This is a genomic window from Nocardia sp. NPDC050793, from assembly GCF_040654065.1.
GTDB lineage: Bacteria > Actinomycetota > Actinomycetes > Mycobacteriales > Mycobacteriaceae > Nocardia.
In genome coordinates this window covers 494,316-515,517 of sequence record NZ_JBFAHG010000004.1, presented here as the reverse complement: position 1 = coordinate 515,517, position 21,202 = coordinate 494,316, and the positions used below count along the sequence as shown (strand labels likewise).

Annotated in this window: 23 protein-coding genes; 14 read left to right on the top strand and 9 right to left on the bottom strand. The window is 69.4% G+C overall.

The window, feature by feature from the left end; genetic code table 11:
• Positions 1–47: 47 nt before the first annotated feature.
• Both AB0H50_RS17055 and AB0H50_RS17050 read right to left on the bottom strand, forming a co-directional pair.
• Complete coding sequence (locus AB0H50_RS17055) at positions 48–728, bottom strand: PadR family transcriptional regulator (RefSeq protein WP_357452863.1); 681 nt, start codon at positions 726–728, stop codon at positions 48–50.
• A gap of 402 nt (positions 729–1,130) precedes the next feature.
• Entirely contained in the window at positions 1,131–2,018 is an 888-nt protein-coding gene (locus AB0H50_RS17050; RefSeq protein WP_357452860.1) for a glycine betaine ABC transporter substrate-binding protein, read from the bottom strand.
• A gap of 187 nt (positions 2,019–2,205) precedes the next feature.
• On the opposite strand from AB0H50_RS17050, the gene AB0H50_RS17045 reads away from it, so the two are divergent.
• The 5 genes from AB0H50_RS17045 (at position 2,206) to AB0H50_RS17025 (ending at position 6,364) form a co-directional block, all read left to right on the top strand.
• Positions 2,206–3,138, top strand: a complete 933-nt coding sequence (locus tag AB0H50_RS17045) for an ABC transporter substrate-binding protein (protein ID WP_357453470.1) — start codon at positions 2,206–2,208, stop codon at positions 3,136–3,138.
• 34 nt (positions 3,139–3,172) lie between these two features.
• On the top strand, positions 3,173–4,342 hold the full coding sequence (locus AB0H50_RS17040; RefSeq protein ID WP_357452857.1) for an ABC transporter ATP-binding protein: 1,170 nt from the start codon (positions 3,173–3,175) through the stop codon (positions 4,340–4,342).
• A 49-nt stretch (positions 4,343–4,391) separates the two neighbouring features.
• Positions 4,392–5,054: an ABC transporter permease gene (locus tag AB0H50_RS17035; RefSeq protein WP_357452854.1), complete on the top strand. Its 663-nt coding sequence runs from the start codon at positions 4,392–4,394 to the stop codon at positions 5,052–5,054.
• Positions 5,051–5,755 (top strand): ABC transporter permease, encoded by a 705-nt coding sequence (locus AB0H50_RS17030; protein ID WP_357452851.1) that lies wholly within the window; start codon positions 5,051–5,053, stop codon positions 5,753–5,755. Before AB0H50_RS17035 ends, AB0H50_RS17030 begins: the two co-directional genes overlap by 4 nt.
• A gap of 183 nt (positions 5,756–5,938) precedes the next feature.
• Positions 5,939–6,364, top strand: coding sequence for a CBS domain-containing protein (locus tag AB0H50_RS17025; protein WP_357452848.1), 426 nt, complete (start codon positions 5,939–5,941; stop codon positions 6,362–6,364).
• Between the two features lie 80 nt (positions 6,365–6,444).
• On the opposite strand, the gene AB0H50_RS17020 is transcribed toward AB0H50_RS17025, so the two are convergent.
• From AB0H50_RS17020 to AB0H50_RS17005, 4 genes are all read right to left on the bottom strand, one after another.
• Positions 6,445–7,632: an NADP-dependent malic enzyme gene (locus AB0H50_RS17020; RefSeq protein WP_357453467.1), complete on the bottom strand. Its 1,188-nt coding sequence runs from the start codon at positions 7,630–7,632 to the stop codon at positions 6,445–6,447.
• 446 nt (positions 7,633–8,078) lie between these two features.
• Entirely contained in the window at positions 8,079–9,734 is a 1,656-nt protein-coding gene (locus AB0H50_RS17015) for an FAD-binding protein (RefSeq protein WP_357453464.1), read from the bottom strand.
• Between the two features lie 72 nt (positions 9,735–9,806).
• Positions 9,807–10,028: a hypothetical protein gene (locus AB0H50_RS17010; protein ID WP_357452845.1), complete on the bottom strand. Its 222-nt coding sequence runs from the start codon at positions 10,026–10,028 to the stop codon at positions 9,807–9,809.
• A 41-nt stretch (positions 10,029–10,069) separates the two neighbouring features.
• Positions 10,070–10,924, bottom strand: a complete 855-nt coding sequence (locus AB0H50_RS17005) for a PHP domain-containing protein (RefSeq protein WP_357452842.1) — start codon at positions 10,922–10,924, stop codon at positions 10,070–10,072.
• Between the two features lie 91 nt (positions 10,925–11,015).
• Here AB0H50_RS17005 and AB0H50_RS17000 point away from each other — a divergent pair, with 91 nt between their 5' ends.
• The gene (locus AB0H50_RS17000; protein WP_357453461.1) at positions 11,016–12,083 is read left to right on the top strand and encodes a magnesium and cobalt transport protein CorA; all 1,068 of its coding nucleotides are present in this window, start codon (positions 11,016–11,018) and stop codon (positions 12,081–12,083) included.
• Positions 12,084–12,093: 10 nt separating this feature from the next.
• On the opposite strand, the gene AB0H50_RS16995 is transcribed toward AB0H50_RS17000, so the two are convergent.
• The 3 genes from AB0H50_RS16995 to AB0H50_RS16985 are packed head-to-tail and all read right to left on the bottom strand — an operon-like array spanning position 12,094 to position 14,137.
• A complete protein-coding gene (locus AB0H50_RS16995) occupies positions 12,094–12,672 on the bottom strand; it encodes a suppressor of fused domain protein (RefSeq protein ID WP_357452839.1) in 579 nt (192 codons plus the stop codon).
• Between the two features lie 4 nt (positions 12,673–12,676).
• Complete coding sequence (locus AB0H50_RS16990; RefSeq protein WP_067845322.1) at positions 12,677–13,168, bottom strand: general stress protein; 492 nt, start codon at positions 13,166–13,168, stop codon at positions 12,677–12,679.
• Between the two features lie 12 nt (positions 13,169–13,180).
• Entirely contained in the window at positions 13,181–14,137 is a 957-nt protein-coding gene (locus tag AB0H50_RS16985; protein ID WP_357452836.1) for a CoA ester lyase, read from the bottom strand.
• A 26-nt stretch (positions 14,138–14,163) separates the two neighbouring features.
• On the opposite strand from AB0H50_RS16985, the gene AB0H50_RS16980 reads away from it, so the two are divergent.
• From AB0H50_RS16980 to AB0H50_RS16945, 8 genes are all read left to right on the top strand, one after another.
• Positions 14,164–15,447 (top strand): CBS domain-containing protein, encoded by a 1,284-nt coding sequence (locus AB0H50_RS16980; RefSeq protein WP_357452833.1) that lies wholly within the window; start codon positions 14,164–14,166, stop codon positions 15,445–15,447.
• Complete coding sequence (locus AB0H50_RS16975; protein ID WP_357452831.1) at positions 15,440–16,066, top strand: DUF1003 domain-containing protein; 627 nt, start codon at positions 15,440–15,442, stop codon at positions 16,064–16,066. The genes AB0H50_RS16980 and AB0H50_RS16975 overlap by 8 nt, the downstream gene beginning before the upstream one ends.
• Positions 16,067–16,451: 385 nt before the next feature.
• Complete coding sequence (locus tag AB0H50_RS16970) at positions 16,452–17,678, top strand: lytic murein transglycosylase (RefSeq protein WP_357452828.1); 1,227 nt, start codon at positions 16,452–16,454, stop codon at positions 17,676–17,678.
• Between the two features lie 115 nt (positions 17,679–17,793).
• Complete coding sequence (locus AB0H50_RS16965) at positions 17,794–18,636, top strand: lytic murein transglycosylase (RefSeq protein ID WP_357452825.1); 843 nt, start codon at positions 17,794–17,796, stop codon at positions 18,634–18,636.
• A 19-nt stretch (positions 18,637–18,655) separates the two neighbouring features.
• Positions 18,656–19,792: an Mrp/NBP35 family ATP-binding protein gene (locus AB0H50_RS16960; protein ID WP_357452822.1), complete on the top strand. Its 1,137-nt coding sequence runs from the start codon at positions 18,656–18,658 to the stop codon at positions 19,790–19,792.
• An 87-nt stretch (positions 19,793–19,879) separates the two neighbouring features.
• Complete coding sequence (locus AB0H50_RS16955) at positions 19,880–20,299, top strand: DivIVA domain-containing protein (RefSeq protein ID WP_357452819.1); 420 nt, start codon at positions 19,880–19,882, stop codon at positions 20,297–20,299.
• A 23-nt stretch (positions 20,300–20,322) separates the two neighbouring features.
• Positions 20,323–20,931: a DNA-3-methyladenine glycosylase I gene (locus AB0H50_RS16950; protein ID WP_357453458.1), complete on the top strand. Its 609-nt coding sequence runs from the start codon at positions 20,323–20,325 to the stop codon at positions 20,929–20,931.
• 102 nt (positions 20,932–21,033) lie between these two features.
• Positions 21,034–21,201, top strand: a complete 168-nt coding sequence (locus AB0H50_RS16945; RefSeq protein ID WP_011211259.1) for a DUF3117 domain-containing protein — start codon at positions 21,034–21,036, stop codon at positions 21,199–21,201.
• Position 21,202 lies beyond the last annotated feature (1 nt).

The following is a 21,202-nucleotide window of genomic DNA, read 5'->3' as shown; positions in this document are numbered from 1 at the left end:
CGATGTCGTTCCTATCCGGGAAGATCGGTGTGAGTGATCGGACGCGGTCACGTCGCCGCTCCCGCCGAGCGCCGCGGCACGGGCGGCGGCTCCGAGTGGTCGTCGTCGGCCCAGGGATGTTCGGGTCCGGCCAGCCGCGTGCCGGTGTGCGGGTCGAACTGCTCCCATTCCAGTGCGCCGCAGGCCAATTCGTCGAGGAAGCCGGTCAACCAGGTGAGCTCGGCCGCGAGTGTGGTGCGCAGGTAGGGCAGCACGATCCAGTAGCGACGCCGCACCTCGTGGGTGCGCGCCCAGTCGGTCATGGTGTCGAGGTCGTCGAGATCACGCTGGAGGTGGGCGACGCGTTCGCGCACCAGCGCGAGCACGTCGTCCTTCGGCAGGTTGTGCGCTTCGGCCAAGGCGACGGGGAACAGCGGATATTCCCGCGCCGGATAGCGCAGGAGCTCGGCGAGCCTGGCGCGCAGCGCTTCCCGGCCGGACGCGGTGATCCGGTAGGTGGTGCGTTCGGGGCGGTTGCCCGCGCGGTCGACGCCCTCGGCGCGCACCAGTTCCTGATCGGCCAGCCGGGTGACGGTGTGGTAGAGCGAGCCGGGCCGTAGCTTGACCAGCAGGTCCTCGCCGCGCCGCAGCAGCAGTTGAAACATCTCGTACGGATGCATCGGCCGCTCCTCGAGCAACGCGAGCACGGCGACCGCCAACGCGGTCAGCGCCGGACGCGCCTGCCCCATGCAATCACCTCCCGCTGAAATCACCCCCCGCCGCACCGCGGGAGCCGGACCCTTCGACCGCGAAACGGTAGTCGCGGGCTCCGACATACTCCGTACCAAATACTCCATGTGGAATATACGGCCCAAAATAACTGCGCGACAAGGGGTGCGGACCCAGCCGACCTGTGATGAGCGACACCGTCACGGCACCCCGCGCGCTCCACGGTGCGCACTCGCTTCACCGCACGCGTCTATCACTCGACGCCGCGGCACAACCCGCATTGGCGCCTGATCACCACGACCCGTCCCGGTCGGCGTACCCCTGGCCGAGACGGACTCGCAGCGGCCTGCGAAGTTTCGACACGGCTGCGCGGCAGTACTTGGACGCGCCAGGCCGGCAGGGCGAACGACCGCGGCCGGGACCTACAGCCCGTGCATGTCCAGCCAGGCGCGCGCGACGTCACCCGCAGCGGCGCCGTCACGGACCCGGCGGATCATGTCGACCAACTCGTCCGTGGTCAGTTCGCCCGCAACGTAATTCAGCTTCCGGATGCGCTGATCGTCGAGCAGCCCCTTGCGGAACACCGGGATCACGTTCTCGGCGCGCAGCGCGTACTCGCGGTCCGTCAATACCGTCAGCCCCTCGGTGGCCGCTGCGGTGAGCGCGGAAGGACCGCCGACCACGCCAGCTTGAACCGAGTTGTCCAGCAGGGCATTTCGCAGCGCGGCCGCATCGGGCAACGGCGTCTCTCCCGCGAAGTCGCAGCCCGTGACCGGCTTGGCGCCGGGGGCGCGCAGCGCGTCCGGCGCGGGAGCCAGCCCGGCGCGGAGTTCGGCGCAGCGCGGAGCGAGTTCGGCGACGGAATCCAGATCGTCCCGCCGCGCGGCCTCTGTGGCGACCAGCACCCGCGGCCGCAGATCGGTGCCGTCGGCCGGGTCGGAGACGATCAGCCCTTCCGGCAGCGAGCGGTTCAGATCCTCGACCACGGCGGACGGCGTGCGCGCCGCGGACCCGCTGTCGTAGAAGGCCAGCAGCGCACCGGTGTGCTCGCCGACCAGCGCGACCCGGCCCGCGTCGAGCGCGGCCAGATAGTCGGCCCGCTGCCCGAGCTCCGGTTGCACGGCTACCTTCAACCCGGTCCTGGCCAGCGCGGCCGCGTAGACCTCGGCGAGCACCCGCGATTCGATCGCGTCGCCCGCGCCCACCACGAAGGCGGGGCCTGGATCGTCGTTACCGCAGGACACGACCGCCGCAGCGGCCGCGACGACCAATATCCGGGCCAGCACCCGCCTCGACGCGGCCAACACCATCCGGCGACACCAACTCTCCGAAGACGACTACAGCCGACAGAAATACCCAGTTGCGGGCAATATGGACAACCAGAATGTACCGGTGCCGCCTCGGCCTCGGCCGCACGCACCGTCCGCATCCGCCGGAAGGACCCACGTGAAGACCACGATCACCCCCGCTGCCGGGCGATCGGCGCTGCGGCTCGCGCTGCGCGCCTCCCGGCTTTTCGCCGCCGCGACACTCCTCGCCGTCGGCATGATCCTGTCGGCCTGCGGCAATTCCGATCCGCTCGCCGCGGACGGAGACTGTGCGGGCGAGGGCCTGATCGTCGGCTCGGCGAACTTCCCGGAGTCCCAAACGGTCGCCAACGTATACGCGGAGGTGTTGCGGGTCAACGGCTTCCAGGTGGACACCCGGCTCGATATCGGCAGCCGCGAGGCCTACATCCCGGCGCTGCGCCAGTGCGCGATCTCGGTGATCCCGGAGTACACCGGCAACCTGCTGCAATACCTGGACAACGACGCGACCGCGACCAGCGCCGCCGACGTCGAGGCCGCGCTGGCGGGCGCGCTCGGCGCCCAGCTGGCCACCGCGGCGCCGGCGCCCGGCCAGGACTCCGACGCGGTGGTGGTCACCCGCGCCACCGCCGAACGCTGGAACCTGCGCACCATCGCCGATCTCGCGCCGCATTCGGCCGAGGTGAAGTTCGGCGCGCCCGCGGAATTCCAGGAACGCCAGGGCGGGCTGCCCGGCCTGAAGGAGAACTACGGCCTGGACATCGCCGCCGCCAACTTCGTCGCGCTCGCCGACGGCGGCGGCCCGGCCACCGTGCGCGCGCTGGTCGAGGGCCAGGTCACCGCGGCCAACATCTTCACCACCTCCCCCGCCATCGCCGAGAACGATCTCGTCGTGCTGGCTGACCCGAAGCACAACTTCCCCGCGCAGAACGTGATTCCGCTGTTCAACGCCGCCAAGAAGTCCGACAAGGCGACCGCCGCGCTGAACGCGGTCTCGGCGAAGCTCACCACCGAGCAGCTGATCGCACTGAACGAGGCGGTCTCGGGCAGCAGCAAGACCGAGCCGGCGGCGGCCGCCAAGGCGTGGGTCGCCGCGCAGGGGCTGAACACACCGGTCGGGTGATCCGGCACGGGTGATCGAAGGCGGGAGGGCAGCGGTGTCGGACATCGAGTTCCACCGAATCAGCAAGACCTATCCGGACGGCACGCACGCCGTCACCGATCTGGATCTGCGCATCGAATCGGGTTCGTTCACCGTGTTCGTCGGTCCGTCCGGCTGCGGGAAGACCACCTCGATGCGGATGATCAACCGGATGATCCAGCCCACCGCGGGCACGATCACCATTGCCGGACAAGACATCTCGACGGTGGATCCGGTCCGGCTCCGGCTCGGCATCGGCTACGTGATCCAGAGCGGCGGCCTGCTGCCGCACCGCACCGTGCTCGACAATGTCGCGACTGTTCCTGTGCTGCGCGGTAATTCGCGGCGGGCGGCGCGCAAGGCGGCGCTCGAGGTCCTGGACCGGGTGGGGCTCGATCGCGGCCTGGCCGATCGCTACCCCGCGCAGCTGTCCGGCGGTCAGCAGCAGCGGGTGGGTGTGGCGCGAGCACTGGCCGCCGACCCGCCGATCCTGCTGATGGACGAGCCGTTCAGCGCCGTCGACCCGGTGGTGCGGGCCGAATTGCAGACCGAAATGCAACGGCTGCAAGCGGAATTGCACAAGACCATCGTGTTCGTCACCCACGACATCGACGAGGCCGTCACCCTCGGCGACCGGGTCGCGGTGTTCGGCAGGGCGGGCGTGCTCCAGCAGTACGATCCGCCGCAGCGCGTCCTGTCCGGGCCCGCAACGGATTTCGTCGCCGAGTTCGTCGGGCGCGACCGCGGCTATCGAGGCCTCTCCTTTCGCTCCGCCGATGACGTTCCGCTGCACGAGATTCCGACCGCGACCGCGGGCGCGGTCGGCGCGCTGCGACTGAAGCAGGGCGAGTGGATCCTGGTGGTGGACGAAGCGGCCAAACCGATGGGGTGGGTCGACGTGACCGGCGTGGCATCGCGTCGCGCGGGCAGGCCGCTGGAAGACTGCATGGCGGCGGGCGGATCACTGTTCACGCCCGCGGGCGATCTGCGCCAAGCGTTGGACGCGGCAATCTCCTCGCCATCCGGAATCGGTGTGGCCGTGGATGATTCGGGCCGCGTGCGCGGCGGCGTGCTGGCCACCGAGGTGATCGCCCAACTGGCCGAGCAGCGCGGCGCGGAAGACGCCGAGCGCAACCGGCTCGCCGGAGAACAGGGCGGCTCCGAGAGCGACGGGACGGATCGGTGAGCGGCCCCGGCTCCACCACGGCACCGCGCCGCGCCGGGCGGGAGAACGCGTGAGATACCTGATCGACAACTTCTCCGAGATCCTCACCATCACCAGGACCCACCTCTATCTGGCGATGACGCCCTTGCTGCTCGGCCTGGCGATCGCGATTCCGGCGGGCGCGGTGATCCGGCGAATCCCATGGCTGCGGCGCATCACCGTGAGCGTCGCCAGCCTGGCCTACACGGTGCCCTCGCTCGCGCTGTTCGTGATCATCCCTCCGCTGGTCGGCCTTTCCGCGATCGATCCGTGGAACGTCGTCATCGCCCTGACCATCTACTCGACCGCGCTGCTGGTGATCGCGGTGCCGGTGGCGCTGGACTCGGTCCCCGCCGAGGTGGTCGACGCCGCCGACGCCGTCGGATTCGGGCCGCTGCGGCGCACGCTGACCGTCGACATGCCTTTGGCGATACCGGTTTTCGTGTCCAACCTGCGCGTGGTCGTGGTCACGAATATCGCCATGGTTTCGGTCGGCGCGCTGATCGGCGTCGGCGGACTCGGCAAGCTGTTCACCCAGGGCTATCAGCGCGACTACCCGGACGAGATCGTCGCGGGCATCATCGTGACGCTGGCGCTCGCACTGGTCTTCGACCGGCTGGTGTACCTGCTCGGCCGGTGGGCGACGCCGTGGACCAGGGCCGACGAGCGAACGCGACGAGGAGCGAGCGCGTGAACCTCTTCGTCGACGCCTGGCACTATTTCACCGACGGCGCCAACTGGGGCGGGCCCACCGGCATCGAAACCCGCCTGGCGCAACATCTCTGGTATACCGTGCTTGCGGTGGCCGGGTCGGCCGTGCTGGCGGTGCCGCTCGGCTCGATCATCGGCCACCGACGGCGCGGCGCCGCGGTGCTGGTCGGTTTCGCCAACGCGATGCGCGCGCTGCCCACCCTCGGCCTGCTCACGTTCCTGGTGCTGCTGCTCGGGCTCGGGCTGATTCCCCCGCTGCTCGCGCTGCTCACCGTCGGCGTCCCGCCGCTGCTGGCGGGCGCGTACGCCGGAGTGGCCAACGTGCCCGCCGACGTGGTCGACGCCTCGAGGGCCATGGGCATGACCGAGCGGCAGATCCTGTTCCGGGTGGAAGTGCCCAACGCCATGCCGATCCTGGTGAACGGCCTGCGCGGCGCCACCCTCCAGGTGGTGGCCACCGCGACCATCGCGGCGTATGTGAACCTCGGCGGGCTCGGCCGCTACATCTTCGACGGCCTCGGGCTGCACCGCTACGACCGGGTGCTGGTGGGCGCGCTGCTGGTGGCGGCGCTGGCGATGCTGTTGGACGGACTGCTCGCGTTGGTCGTCTGGGCGACGACGCCGGGCACCGGTCGGCTGCGCAGGCCGTCGGCGCCGGTCGACGTGCCGCAAGCCGCGCGCTGACCGTCGTCCACTCCGCTCGGCCGGTCCACCCCCATTGACCACCGGTGTGATTCAGGTCACTATTGCATTGGCCGTAGGAGTCGTCAGCCGTGCGCGCTCGACGCAACTGTGGCACGCCGTGTCGAGACCTGCGCAACCCCGAGTCCTGCGGGCACCGAACCCCAAGACAAGGAGGATGCGAGCATGAACGCACCGATGAAGGCACGTGACATCATGCACGCCGATGCCACATGCATTCCCGCGGACGAGACGATCGACCGCGCCGCCGAGATGATGCGCAACCTGGACGTGGGTGCGCTGCCGATCTGCCACAACGACCGCCTGATCGGCATGCTAACCGACCGTGACATCGTCGTGCGCTGCATCGCCGAGGGACACAACCCGGGCCGCATCCGCGCGGGCGATCTCGCCAAGGGCACCCCGCGCTGGGTCGACGCCGACGCCGACCTTCAGCAGGTGCTGGAAATGATGGAGCAGAACCAGATCAAGCGACTGCCGGTCATCGAGGGCAAGCGCCTCGTCGGCATGATCTGCGAATCCGATCTGGCCAAGAACGTCACCGACGCCCAGCTGGCCGAGTTCATCTCGGCCGTCTCCGTGCCGCACTGACCGCCGCTTCCGCTACGGAAATGACGCAGGGCGCCTCGTTCGTCGTTGAACGGGGCGCCCTGTCTTTGCGTAATCGATTGTTACGCAACGCCCTCCGCACGCGCGGCGGCGGCGACAGCCTCGGCGACCGCCGGGGCGACCCGCGGGTCGAGCGGGCTGGGGACGATCTTCTCGGGACCGAGCTCGTCGGCGACCACGCTCAGGATGGCGTTGGCGGCGGCGATCTTCATGCCCTCGGTGATGCGACGGGCGCCCGCGTCCAGCGCGCCCTTGAAGACGCCGGGGAAGGCGAGCACGTTGTTGATCTGGTTCGGGAAGTCGCTGCGGCCGGTCGCGACGATCGAGGCGTACTTGCGCGCCACGTCCGGGTGGATCTCCGGGTCCGGGTTGGACATGGCGAACACGATCGCCTCCGGCGCCATCGAGGCGATGAGCTCCTCGGCGATCAGGCCCGCCGACAGACCGAGGAACACGTCCGCGCCCGCGAGCGCCTCGGCGGCGCCGCCGGTGAGGCCGCGCGGGTTGGTGCGCTCGGCCAGGTCGGACTTCACCTCGTTCAGGTCGGCGCGATCGCGGCTCACGATGCCCTTCGAGTCGAGCACGGTGACATCGCGGACCCCCGCGGCGAGCAGGATGTTGGTGCACGCGACACCGGCCGCGCCCGCACCCGACACCACGACCTTCAGTCCGTCGATGTCGCGGCCCTGCACCCGCGCCGCGCCGTTCAGCGCGGCGAGCACCACGATCGCGGTGCCGTGCTGGTCGTCGTGCATGACCGGGCAGTCGAGCGCCTCGATGACGCGCTTCTCGATCTCGAAGCAGCGCGGCGCGGAGATGTCCTCCAAGTTGACCGCGCCGAAGCTCGGGCGCAGCCGGATCAGGGTCTCGACGATCTCGTCGACGTCCTTGGTGTCCAGCACGATCGGGATGGAATCCAGTCCGGCGAACTTCTTGAACAGCGCGGCCTTGCCCTCCATCACCGGCAGCGAGGCGCGCGGGCCGATGTCGCCGAGGCCGAGGACGGCGGTGCCGTCGCTGACCACGACCACCAGGCGGTCGGTCCAGGTGTAGCGCTTGGCCAGCGTCTCGTCCTGCGCGATCGCACGGCTGACCTGAGCGACGCCGGGGGTGTACGCGATGGAAAGGTCGCGCTGCGTCTCCAGCGGAGCAGAGAGCTCGACCGAGAGCTTGCCGCCGAGGTGTCCAGCGAAGATTTCGTCGTTGGTGATTTCGGACAAACTCGCGGTGGCATTCGGTGCGTCAGTCACAGGTGACACGATTTCACTCCTGCTCGGATCGGGCTGAACCGGGGGACGGTTACCGCCGGGTAATTCGTAATAGGTGATTCGTACCGCTCATCGAGTGCGCTGACATGGACGTTTCGAGTCGGGGCGGGTGTGTCGAAACCCGACGAGGAGCTCTAGACGTGGCGCTGCACTGATCCGCAGAGCGGGGGCCGGACGGGTGGGTCCGGACAGAACATGCGGGGCGATCCCCGGGGGCGCGACGGTACGTTGCGCGGCGTGGAGCACCGTGGTTCCCGAACCCGGCGGTGGCGTAGGACGGGAATCCGCAACATTCTGCCAGCCGGTCCGACGACTTGCCAAACCGGTGTGTCGGATCCCGGTTGCGCGTCATAGTCCGAGGGTAAGTCCCCGGAATTACCCCGAAGTTAGGGGAAACTCGCATTCACACATCGCACGGCGGTGAGTTGTCACATCGCCAGGCGGTCCGGTGGTGTGAGGTCCGGTTCCTGCCGGTCGGGCGCGATCACGAGGGTTTCCGGCGTCGTTGGCGCGGGCGCCGATCCGACGGGCACCTGGCCGCGCGCGACGGCCGGGCCGCGCACTGCGGGCGGCGATTCCGACGTTACCCGCCGCAATCGCTCGGTGCCCACCCAGACGCTGTCCAGCCCGCCCGAGGTCAGCCGGACCCGCCACTCGGCGCCCGCGTCGGGGTGATCGGTGCGCCGATGCATGCCGCGGGTCTCGGTGCGTGCCAGCGCGCTGTGCTTGGTCCATCTGGCCACCGCGAGCAGGGCCGCCGCCTGCCTGGCGCGCAGGCGCTCGGCGCCGACGCCGCCGAGCTCGAACGCCGCGCCCGGCCACATGCCGTCGAGCTCGGCGATGCTGTCGCGCAGGCTGCCCGCGCTGCGCCAGTAGCTGCGCCGCAACGGCAATGTGTGCTCCTGCACCAGTCCGACGATCGCACGGGGATCGATGCGCGCCCGCGAAGCGAGGCCGGCGCCGGGTACCGGACGCACCGCACCCACGGCGCCTCTGGTCCGCGCGAACCTGGCCGCGCCCGCCCCCGCCCAGACGCCGGACGCGATGGCCCATGCTCCGTTCTGTCCACCGAAGCCGCTCACCGCGCCGGTGATCGGCTCACGGCTGACCGCGTCACCGGCGCCGAACAGCCCAGCCACCGTGGTCGCGCCGTCCGGACCGGCGAGCGCCAATCCGCCTGTACCGCGCACGGTTCCCTCCAGCACCGCGCCCAACGGCACCCGCCCGGATCGATCGACCGCGCCCTGCCTGGTAAGCCAGTGCCGGACGGCTTCCGGCAGATCGGCCACGGCGGCGAACACCCGCCGCCCGTCGGCGATGGCGGTGAACACCGCGTGCCGGTCACCCGCGACGGCGCCGCTCTCGTCGTAGAGCGTCGCGCTGTGCAGCGCCAGACCCGGCACGAAACTCGGATGCACCGCCGGTGTCATCGCGTGCGGCGCGGGCGCGAGGCCGTAGGCGCTGGAGAATTCCATTCCGGACAGCCGCGCACCCGCCTCGGCGGCGAGCAGCAGACCGTCGCCGGTCGCCACGTCGGTGCCCGCGCCGCCGGAGAGGAAGGCACACCCGCCGGTGGCCACCACCACCGCGCCCGCGCGGACCGTCCAGGCGCGAAAGCCGTTGTGCTGCTGCACCCCGGCCGCACCGGAGACCACACCGTCGACGTCACGCAGCAGCTGCAAGGCGGGGTGATGATCGAGGACGCGCACCCCCGCCTCGATCACGGTGCGCCGCATCCGGCGCAGGTAGCCGGCGCCGTCCAAGCGGACCCGCTGCGAGCCGGACCGCGCGTCGTCGGGAAGCCGGTAGCCCCAGCCGACCAGCTGTTCGATTCGCCGATGCGTCTCGTCGAGCATCCCGTGCATCCAGTCCGGATCGCCGAGGTGGCCGCCGTGGGCGTGCGATCGGCGCACCGCCTCGCTCCTGGATGCGCCGGGCGGGATATTCCACACGGTCGTGCTCCCGAACGCAGAAGGCCCGCTGCTCCCGCAGCGGGCCTTGTCGACGAGCACCACCCTCGCCCCTCTGGAGGCAGCCGAGACGGCCGCCCAGGTTCCGGCGGGGCCGCCGCCTAGAACCAGCACATCCGTCTCGATGTCGATCACAAGAAAAGATGTTCGTCCACAATTCACCCGGCCGCAACTAGTAACGGACCGTCAACCCCACCACTGTGTCCAGAGCAATACACCGGTAACCAAGAAAACGACCGCGGATCCGGAAAAGGCGAGAAAACCCCGATTCCTGTCCGAAAAGATCTGCGCCCCAACGACAGTCGCCGAGGCAAGCAGATGCCAGGTCACCGATTCCGCCCCGGGACCCGGGAAACCACGCCGCGCGCCGATCGCCGCCGCGCCGACGACAACCAGCGTCAACAGCACCGTGCCCGCCGCGACCACACCGCTGAGTACCCGGACGTATCTCACGAGACGATCACGGGCACACCCGTCGCCTTACCCGCGAGCTCCTCGAATTGTGCTGGGTCGGTGGTGAATTCGCCGAGGCGGATGGTCTTGTTCGCGCCGTGGTAGTCCGACGAGCCGGTGGTGAGCAGACCCAGTTCGTCCGCCAGCGCGGTGAGCACGGCGCGATCGGAGGCGGAATGGTCCGGGTGGTCGACCTCGAGTCCGCCCAGTCCGAGGGTGGCCAGTTCCCTGATGTCGTCCACGGCGAGCAGCCGCCCCCGCTTGCGCGCCCTGGTGTGAGCGAGCACGCTGACCCCGCCCGCGCCCGCGATCATCTCGACCGCGCGGTGCAGCGGCGTGTCGGCCTTCTCCGCGTAGTACGGGCCGCGCGGCGCGAGCAGCTCGACGAAGGCGGCGTCCACGCTCGGCACCACCCCGGCCTCGACCAACGCCCGCGCCAGGTGCGGACGCCCCGCCGACGGGCCCGCGGAGGCGAGCACCGCGTCCGGGTCGATCGGCAGTCCGTCGGCGGCCATCAGCTCCGCCATCGCGCGCAGCCGGTCCACCCGCTCGGCGCGCAGCCGCTCGCGCTCCTCGGCGAAGCCGCGGTCGGCCGGATCGAACAGGTAGGCGAGCAGATGCACCGGCACCGGCCAGCCGTCCTCGCCGAGCCCGACGCACGACATCTCCATCCCGCGCACCAGCGTCATGCCCTTCGGTAGCGCGTCGACCGCCTCCGCCCACCCGGCCGTTGTGTCGTGATCGGTGATCGCGACGACGTCGAGACCGGCGGCGGCCGCGTTCCGCACCAGCTCGGCCGGGGTGTCGGTGCCGTCGGACGCGGTCGAATGGGTATGCAGGTCGATGCGCACGTCCTCCAGTCTTACAGTGCGCGATCTTCGGCAGGCACGGCAGCCGACGGCTGCGGCCCGCGGCACGTCTACCATCGTCGTCGTGCCGTCCATACCGCCTCTGCCATCTTTTCGTGGGCAGGGCCGCGCGGCGTTGCCGCGCCCACGCATTCCGGTTCCCACCGCACGAGCTGTCGTCGACTGCGCCGTCTACGTCGACGGGCACCGGCTGCCTGGCCGGTTCACCCATGCCGAAGCGCTCGCCGAGGTCCGCTCGCGCGGGACGGGTTTCGTCTGGATCGGGCTGCACGATCCGGACGACACGCAGATGGCCGACATCGCCGCGACCTTCGACCTGCATCCGCTCGCCGTCGAGGACGCGGTCAAGGCCCATCAGCGGCCCAAGCTGGAACGCTTCGACGACACGCTGTTCCTGGTGCTGCGCACGGTGTCCTATGTCCCGCACGAAATGGACAGCGTCAGTGAGATAGTCGAGACCGGCGACATCATGGTGTTCACCGGAGCCGACTTCGCGGTGACGGTCCGGCACGGCGAGCACTCCGGCCTGGCCGGAGTGCGTCGCGAACTCGAGAATCGTCCCGAGCAGTTGAGTCACGGCCCGTACGCCGTGCTGCACACGGTGGCCGACCACGTCGTCGACTCCTACATCGAGGTGGCGACTCGGGTGGAGAACGACATCGACGAGATGGAAGAGCAAGTCTTCACCCCGCGCAATCACGTCACCATCGAGTCGATCTACCAGCTCAAGCGCGAGGTGGTGGAGCTGCGCCGCGCGGTCAATCCGCTCGCGGCGCCGCTGCAACTGCTCGGGCACAAACCGGATCTGCCGGTACCCAAGGAGATTCGGCGCTATCTGCGCGACGTGGCCGACCACCACACCGCGGTCGCCGAGCGCATCTCCGATTTCGATGAGTCGCTCAGCGAACTCGTCAGCGCGGCCCTTGCCAAGATCAGCTTGCAGCAGAACACCGACATGCGGAAGATCACCGCGTGGGTGGCCATCGCGGCGGTCCCGACCATGATCGCTGGCATCTACGGGATGAACTTCGAGCACATGCCGGAGCTGAAGTGGACCTACGGCTACGGCGGGGTTCTGCTGCTGATCGCGACGGTGTGCACCGGGCTGTTCGTCACGTTCCGCCGCAACGACTGGCTCTGAACGAGCGCGGCTACAACGTCGCCGCCCCGCGACCGGGATCGCGCACGTCGATGCCCGCTTCCTTCCACGCCTCGCGCAGCGCCTGCGCGCCGCGCACCCGCACCCACGCCGCCTCCGTGGCGGTCACCGGCGTCACCGTCAGATATCGGACCGGCTCGGCGGGTTCGGGCAGCGGAATCTCCGGAATCTCGCTGTCACCGAGCAGCGCCGCGGTGAACGCCGCGCCCTGCCACAGCGGCTCCCCGAGATCGAGCAACGCGTCGGCTTGCAGCACAACGCCTTCCACGGAGGGCGTGGCGACCAGAATGCCGAGCGACTTGGGCAGGCCGGACGCGGCGGCGCCGGAACGCAGCGTCAGCACCAGCTCCGCGCGCGGGCCGCGCACCGGATCGGCGTGCAGGTCACCGGGATCGCCCATCGGATGGCGCGAGCCGCCGAGCGTCGCGTAGTGCACCACGTCGCCGTCCACGATCCGCAGGATCTCGATCGGCTCGAGCCCGAGAAACGTCACCGAGGCCGAATCCACGCCCGTCGGCTGCACACCGTAGTGGTCGAGCACGCCGGTGCGGACGGTGTCCATCACGTCCATGCGCTCAGATCGCCAACCGCGCGAGCATGTCCCGCGCTTGCTCGGCCGACTTCGGGTCGCACAGCACGTCGTAGCGGCCTGCCACCAGCTGCATGGTGGACGCGAAATCGCGCTGACCCTTGGTGGCCGCGTACGGAATCGAGGTCGAGATGACACCGAAGATGATGCCGCCGACCAAGCCGACCAGCAGCGGACCGAACGCACCGCTGGTGGTGAACAGGCTCAGTAGTAGACCGAGGAACAAACCCAGCCAGGCGCCGGAGACCACGCCGCCGCCGATCACCTTGCCCCAGTTCAGGCGGTAGAGCACGCGCTCGACCTGCATCAGGTCGACACCGACGATCGTCACGTCCTGCACCGGAAACTGGTTGTCGGCCAGGTAGTCGACCGCACGCTGCGCCTCGGCGTAGGTCGGGTAGGAGCCCACCGGCCAGCCCGACGGCGGGGTCGGCAACCCCTGGCGGGCACGGTTGGGATTCCCCAAGGGATTCGTCATGACTCCATTCTGCTATTCCGCGCGGCCGTTCGGTGCTGTGAAACGCGTGGTGCGCGTCATGCCTGCGGCCCTGCCCTTGTCCGCCACCACCTGCGCCATCTTCGCGCTTGCCTCGTCGATCATCTCGTCGCCGAGCATGACCGCGCCGCGCGCGCCGCCCTCGGCGGAGGTGTGGAAGGCGTAGGCGTCCAGGATTTCCTCGGCCCGGTCGTAGTCGGCTTGGCGCGGGCTGAAGATCTCGTTGGCCGCGTCGATCTGTCCGGGGTGCAGCACCCACTTGCCGTCGAAGCCCAGCGCCGCGGTGCGCCCTGCGGCCCTGCGGAAACCGTCGACGTCGCGAATCTGCAAGTAAGGGCCGTCGATCGCCTGCAGGCCGTGGGCGCGGGCGGCGAGCAGGATGGTCATCAGGATGTGGTGGTAGGCGTCGCCGGTGTCGTAACCCTCCGGCTGTTCACCGACCACAAGGGTGCGCATATTGATGCTGGCCATGAAGTCGGCCGGGCCGAAGACCAGCGCCTGGACCCGCGGGCTCGCGGTGGCGATCTCGTCGATGTTGCGCAGGCCCACGGCGTTTTCCAGCTGCGGTTCGATGCCGATTCGCCCGACCTCGAGCCCGTTGGCCTTCTCGACCTGGGTGAGCAGCAGATCCAGCGCCCGCACCTGGCCCGCGTCGGTGACCTTCGGCAGCAGGATCGCGTCGATGACGCGGCCAGCGCCCTCGACGACCGTGATCACGTCGGCGTAGGTCCACGCGGTCGTCCAGTCGTTGACCCGCACCACCCGCAATTGCGAACCCCAGCCGGGCTGACTCAGCGCGGCCACGATGTTGGCCCGCGCCGCGGCCTTGGCCACCGGGGCCACCGCGTCCTCCAGATCGAGGAAGACCTCGTCGACCGGCAACCCCTTGGCTTTCTCGATCATCTTGGGGTTGCTGCCTGGCACGGCGAGCACAGATCGGCGCGGCTTCATGGAGCCTCCTGTCTAGTCTGGCAAGCATGGCAGCTACCAGGGTGTACGTCGCCAGGCTCGCGGGCCTGACGGTGCTGGGACCGGACGGGGAGTCTATCGGCCGGGTGCGCGACGCGGTCGTGGCGATCCGCTACGACCGTCAGGTACCGCGCGTGCACGGCCTGGTCGTCGAATTGCCGAGCAGGCGCCGGATTTTCGTGCCGATGCTGCGGGTGACCTCGGTCGAACCGGGCATGGTGACGCTCAACACCGGCACCGTGAGCCTGCGTCGTTTCCAGCAGCGACCCGGTGAGATGCTGGCGCTGGCGCAGATCGTGGATTCCAAGGTGCGTGTGGACGATCCGGACCTACCCGACCTCGTCGACGTCGACCTGTTCGTGGTCGATCTGGGCATCGAACTGACCAGAACCAGGGATTGGCGGGTCTCCCGCGTCGCGGTGCGTGGGCACCGGCGGATCGGGCGGCGGCGCACCGTGCACGTCGTCGACTGGACCGCCGTGTCCGGCCTGACACCGTACGAGATCGGCAGGCCCGGCCAGGACGTCACGCAGCTGCTCGAACAGTTCGAGGGTCTGCGCCCCGCCGACGTCGCGCATCTGCTGCGCGAACTGCCGGAGAAGCGCCGCATCGAGGTCGCCGAGGCGCTCGACGACGAGCGGCTGGCCGATGTCGTGCAGGAACTCCCCGACGACGATCAGGTCGACCTGCTCGGCCACCTCGAGGTGCGCCGCGCCGCCGACGTGCTCGAGGCGATGGATCCCGACGACGCGGCCGACCTGCTCGGCGAACTGCCGACCGGGGAACGCGAATCGCTGCTCGCGATGATGGACCCCGAGGAATCCGAGCCGGTGCGCAGGCTGCTCGCGCACTCCCCCGACACCGCGGGCGGTCTGATGACGACCAAACCGGTCGTGCTCACACCGTCGACCACGGTCGCGGAGGCGCTGGCCAGGGTGCGCAACCCTGACCTCACGCCCGCGCTCGCCTCCATGGTGTTCGTGGTCCGCCCGCCGACCGCGACGCCCACTGGGCCCTACCTCGGCTGCGTACACATCCAGCAACTACTCCGCGAACCACCGGCGCACCTGGTCGGCGGCATCATCGATTCCGATCTCGGGCCGCTGCGGGCCGAGGTGCCGCTCTCCGCGGTGACCCGGTACTTCGCCACCTACAACCTGGTGTGCGGGCCGGTGGTGGACGACGAGAACCATCTGCTCGGCGCGGTCAGCGTCGACGACGTGCTCGACCATCTGCTGCCGGAGGACTGGCGCGAGGAAGAGCAGCCCGAAGGGATCCCGGCGCATGACTGACAAGAATCCGGCAGCGGGCATCAGCAGGATCGGCGCAGGCTCCGCCCGGCAGCGATTGGAGATGCCGGTCGAGTCCCGGTTCCGATTCGACTGGGACGCAGAGGCATTGGCGCGCAGTTCGGAGCGGGTGGCCCGATTCCTCGGCACCGGAAGATATCTCGCGATGCAGACCGTCGTGGTGATCTTCTGGATCTTGATCAACGTCTTCGTGGTGACGCTGCGCTGGGACCCGTATCCGTTCATTCTGTTGAATCTCGCGTTCTCCACCCAGGCCGCCTACGCCGCGCCGCTGATCCTGTTGGCGCAGAACCGCCAGGACAACCGCGACCGGGTGGCGCTGGAAGAGGACCGGATGCGCGCGGCACAAACCAAGGCCGACACCGAATTTCTGGCCCGCGAACTCGCAGCGCTTCGCATCGCGGTCGGCGAGGTGGCGACTCGCGACTACCTGCGGCGCGAATTGGAAGAGATGCGTGAGGTTCTCGACCGCATCGAGGGGGCGACGGGCCAGGAACACGACACATCGCGTGAGGTCAAGCCGGGCAAGGCGAATCGCAAGAAGGCCTCCGGTGCAAAGCAGTCCCACCTTCCGGTTTCACCGCCCGTTGCTGACGATTGACCGGAAATGCTCAACAACCTACTGACCGCTGGGTAACCTGGACAATGTTGTCCTGAGCGGGACCCGGTTTGTGATGTGCGAGTGCCGGACGTTCGCCCGGCCCGGCGCCCTTCCGGACCGCTCCCACGACGTAGAGGATTGGTGTGGCCGAATGCGAGTTTCCGCTCCGATAACCATGTCGACCCTCGTTGTCGCTGGTCTCGTCGCCACCGGATCAGCGACGCACAGCACCACCTCGAGCGCGCCGCCGCAGGCTCCGGAAGCGCTGCTCGCCGCGTCCGCCGGGCGCGGCGGCAACGACACGGACACCGAATCCGAAGGCGCCCCGTCTCGGACAGTAGGGCTTCTACCGGTGGCGCCGGACACTCCCCGCAAACTTCGAGCAATGACTCCGCCCTCCGATGGGCTGCCGCTTGCCGGCGGCAGGGTCCCCCTGCACGACGTCAGGCTGCCCTCGGTCGGTGGCGCGCTCGGCATTCCCGAGATCGTGCTGGCCGCGTACCGGAACGCGGAGCTGGCGCTGGAGTCCTCGATGCCGGGGTGTGGCTTGCCGTGGAATCTGCTGGCGGGCATCGGGCGGATCGAGTCCGCGCACGCGGGCAACGGTCGCACCGACGCGGCGGGCACGACGGTGACCCCGATCTTCGGACCCGCGCTGGACGGCACGTTGCCCGGCAACGAGGTCATCAAGGCCGCGGACGGCGGGTACGTGCGCGCCATCGGCCCGATGCAGTTCCTGCCGGGCACCTGGAGCCTGTACGCCGCCGACGGCAACGGTGACGGGGTCGCCGATCCGCACAACGTCTTCGACGCCACCCTGGCCGCGGGCAAGTACCTGTGCTCGGGCGGGCTGAACCTCCGCGATTCCGCGCAGGAATTACGGTCGGTACTGCGCTACAACAACTCGATGTCCTACGCGGCCAACGTGTTGAGTTGGTCGGCGGCCTACCGCACCGGCGGCACCCCGAGTCAGGTCAACATCTCCCCGGAACTGATCCCGCCGGGCTCGGCGCCGATCATCACGGCGGGCCCGGACGTGTCCGCGGCGCAGACCACCCTGCCCACCCCCACGTCGCCCGCGGATCGGCCGCCGACGCCGATTCCGCTGGCTCCGGCGCCGACGCAGGTGATGATCACCATCCCCGGCTTGCCACCGATTCCGTGCGGCATCTTCTGCCCGCCACCGCCGCCGGTCGCCAACCCGTGCGAACAGATCACGGTGCCCGCGCCGATGCCGCAGCCGGGCTCGCCAGGGCGTCCGCTCGGGCCGGGCCGGGAATTCGGCGCCCAACCGCTCGACCCGAACGCCCCGGCCGAGGCGGGCGAACCGCTCGACCCGAACGATCCGGCCCGCGTCCAGATACCGCAGCCGAATCCGGTGTGCACGCCGCCGGTGCAGGGTCAGCCCGCACCCCAGGCGGGCGGGCCCGCTCCCGCACCCGCGCCGGCTCCCGCCGAGGAGCAGCCGAGCCCGGAGCCGGAGGTCGCCAAGACCCCCGAACCCGCGCCCGCCGAGGAGCCGAGCGTCGCTCCCGCCCCGACCCAACAGCCCGGCATCACACTGCCGTTCGGCATCGTCATCCCGTTGCCGCCCGCTCCGCCACAAGGTTGAGACCAAACCTCCTGGCAGATCACGAAGCAGTAACAAAAAGATCTCGAATACGGTAATCTCTCCTTCGTCTACGAAGGGCTCGCCAGCGAGCCAACCGGAGGAGGGTCACCACACCGTGGGGCGTCACCGCAAGCAATCGCCCGCTCCTGTCAGGCGCGGCTCCGTTATCGCACTGACCGGGTTGGTTCCCGCCGGATTCGTGGCCTGCGCCGCGGCGTCCGATCTGGATTCCGATCAGGCCGCCGTTCAACTCGTCCCCGGCGACGACCAGGAGGCGCTCGGCGTCAGATCCGCCGACTCGGTCGAGTTCGTCGCGCACGCCATGGCCGAGCAGCGCACCTCCGTTCCGCCGGTCGTGAAAACCGTTGCGCTGTCCGCTGATCGGGTGAAGTCCGATCTGCCCGCCGGACAGCTGGGCGTGCCAGGCGTCGCGATCGCCGCCTACCAGAACGCCGAGCGCAGGCTGGACGCGGAGAACCCGGTCTGCGAGATGCCGTGGACGCTGCTGGCCGGTATCGGGCGCGTCGAGTCAACCCACGCCTTCGGCGGCAAGGCCGACGCCGAGGGCAACCCGCTGACCCCGGTATACGGCCCGGTCCTCGACGGCTCGCTCGCGGGCAACAACGTCATCCACGACAGCGACGACGGCGCGCTCGACGGACTCGCGGGCTACGACCGCGCCGTCGGCCCGATGCAGTTCCTGCCCGAGACGTGGAAGCGCTATGCCGCCGACGGCAACGGCGACGGCATCGCCGACCCGCAGAACCTCTTCGACGCCGCGCTGACGGCCGGGAAGTACCTGTGCGCCGGCGGGTTGAACATGCGAGACCTGGCTCAGCAGTCGCGCGCGATTCTGCGCTACAACAACTCCATGGCCTACGTCGCGAACGTCATGGCATGGTCGAATTCCTACGGCAGCGGGGTCGCACCCAAGCCCGCGCAGCTGCCGCGGATCTGATCCGCCTAAAATTTCCGTTATGCCAGTGGTAACGGAATCGGACGTGCGGGGTGCACTCGCGAAGGTCGACGACCCGGAGATCCGGAAACCGATCACCGAACTGGGCATGGTGAAAAGCATCGCGATCGATGCCGAAAGCAATGTCCATGTCGATGTCTACTTGACGACGGCGGGTTGCCCGCTGCGTACCGAGATCACCCAGCGGGTCACCAAGGCGGTGGCGGACGTCCCCGGCGTCGGCGCCATCTCCGTCGACCTCGACGTGATGAACGACGAGCAGCGCACCGCCCTGCGCAAGCAGCTGCGCGGCGATTCGGCCGACCCGGTGATCCCCTTCGCGCAGCCGGGCTCGCTGACCCGCGTGTACGCGGTTGCCTCCGGCAAGGGCGGCGTCGGAAAGTCCTCGGTCACGGTCAATCTCGCGGCCGCGATGGCCGCCCGCGGCCTGTCCGTCGGCGTGCTCGACGCCGACATCTACGGCCATTCGGTGCCACGCATGCTCGGCACCAACGCCAGGCCCACCCAGGTCGAGCGGATGATCATGCCGCCCGTCGCGCACGAGGTGAAGGTCATCTCGATCGCCATGTTCACCCAGGGCAACACGCCCGTGGTGTGGCGCGGCCCGATGCTGCACCGTGCGCTACAGCAGTTCCTCGCCGACGTGTTCTGGGGCGATCTGGACATCCTGCTGCTCGACCTGCCGCCCGGCACCGGCGACGTGGCCATCTCCATCGCCCAGCTCATCCCCAATGCGGAGATCCTGGTCGTCACCACCCCGCAGCTCGCCGCCGCGGAGGTGGCCGAGCGAGCGGGCTCGATCGCGCTGCAGACCCGTCAGCGGATCGCGGGCGTGGTGGAGAACATGTCCTGGCTCGACCTGCCCGACGGCAGCCGGATGGACCTCTACGGCTCCGGCGGCGGTCAGATCGTCGCCGACAGCCTCACCCGCGCGGTCGGCGCGACGGTGCCGCTGCTCGGCCAGATCCCGATCGAACAGAGTCTGCGCGAGGCGAGCGACGAGGGCACCCCGATCGTGCTGCGCGATCCGGACAGCGCGTCGGCCAAGGCGCTGATCGAGGTCGCCGACAAGCTCGCGGTGCGCCGCCGCGGCTTGGCCGGCATGTCGCTGGGCATCGACACCACGCGGCATCTGTAGCGTCCTCGCGAAACCGGTTCCCGCCCGGGCGATCGTCTCTGCTCGGTCGTGAACGAGCATGTCGGACGGGCGGAATAAGCTCGTGTCATGCTCACGCTGCTGTTGTACGTGCTGATCGTCGGCTTGGTGGCCGCGGTGCTGTTCCTGCTCGCGAGTGCGATCTTCGGGCGCGGTGAGGAACTGGGCCCGCTGCCGGAGGGCACGACGGCCACCGTGCTGCCCGCCGAGGGCATCACCGGCGCCGACGTGCGCGCGCTTCGCTTCCAGCAGGTGGTGCGCGGCTACAAAGCGGGCGAGGTGGACTGGGCGCTGGCCAGGCTCGCCGCCCGTATCGACGAACTTCAGCTGGAACTCGCCCACGCTCGCGGCGATAGGTCAGGCCGCGGCCTGACCGTCGAGACGGGCGCGGAGAGCGTCGCGCGTCACGACACCGCCGCGGCGCCCCGCCACGACACCGAGCGCCCGGCGTCGCCTTGGCCCGCCCCGAGCACCCCCGAACAGCCGTGACCGCCCCGCTCGCCGACGACGGGATGATCCGCTGCCCCTGGGCGGCGTCCTCACAGCTCTATCGCGACTACCACGACTTCGAATGGGGCGAACCGCTGCGTGGCCCCGACGCCATGTTCGAGCGGGTCTGCCTCGAGGCGTTCCAGTCGGGCCTTTCCTGGATCACGATCCTGCGCAAGCGTCCGGCCTTCCGTTCCGCGTTCGCCGAATTCTCGATCGACCGCGTCGCGGCGTTCGGCGAGGCGGACGTGGCCCGGCTGCTCGCCGATCAAGGCATCGTCCGCAACCGCGCCAAGATCGAGGCGGCGATCGCCAACGCCAGGGCCGCCCAGGCGCTCGACCACGGCCTCGACGAGTTGATCTGGTCGTTCGCGCCGCCGCCACGCCCGCGCCCGAGGACCATCGCCGACGTGCCCGCGACGAGTCCCGAATCCATAGCTCTGGCAAAAGAATTGAAGCGGCGCGGGTTTCGTTTCGTCGGACCGACCACCGCCTACGCGCTGATGCAGGCGACCGGAATGGTCGACGATCACCTGGCCGATTGCTGGGTCGGAAGTGACCCGCACAACACCGCTCGAGCGGTCACATTTCGAACTCAGGTATCCGTCCACAACGGCGATAGGGAAGAATAGGACGGGTGTAGCTCGCCAAATGCCGGTGAGCTACCTGGTTGGTGACAACTGTAGTTCCAAGAAAGTGCGCAGAAAACCGCGCAGATCTGGAGGGAGCAGAGGATGGCGGCCATGAAGCCCCGCACCGGGGACGGTCCCCTCGAGGCAACCAAGGAAGGGCGTGGAATCGTTATGCGGGTTCCACTCGAGGGTGGCGGGCGTCTGGTCGTCGAACTCACGCCGGATGAGGCAGCGGCGCTTGGCGACGAATTGAAGAGTGTCACCAGCTAGT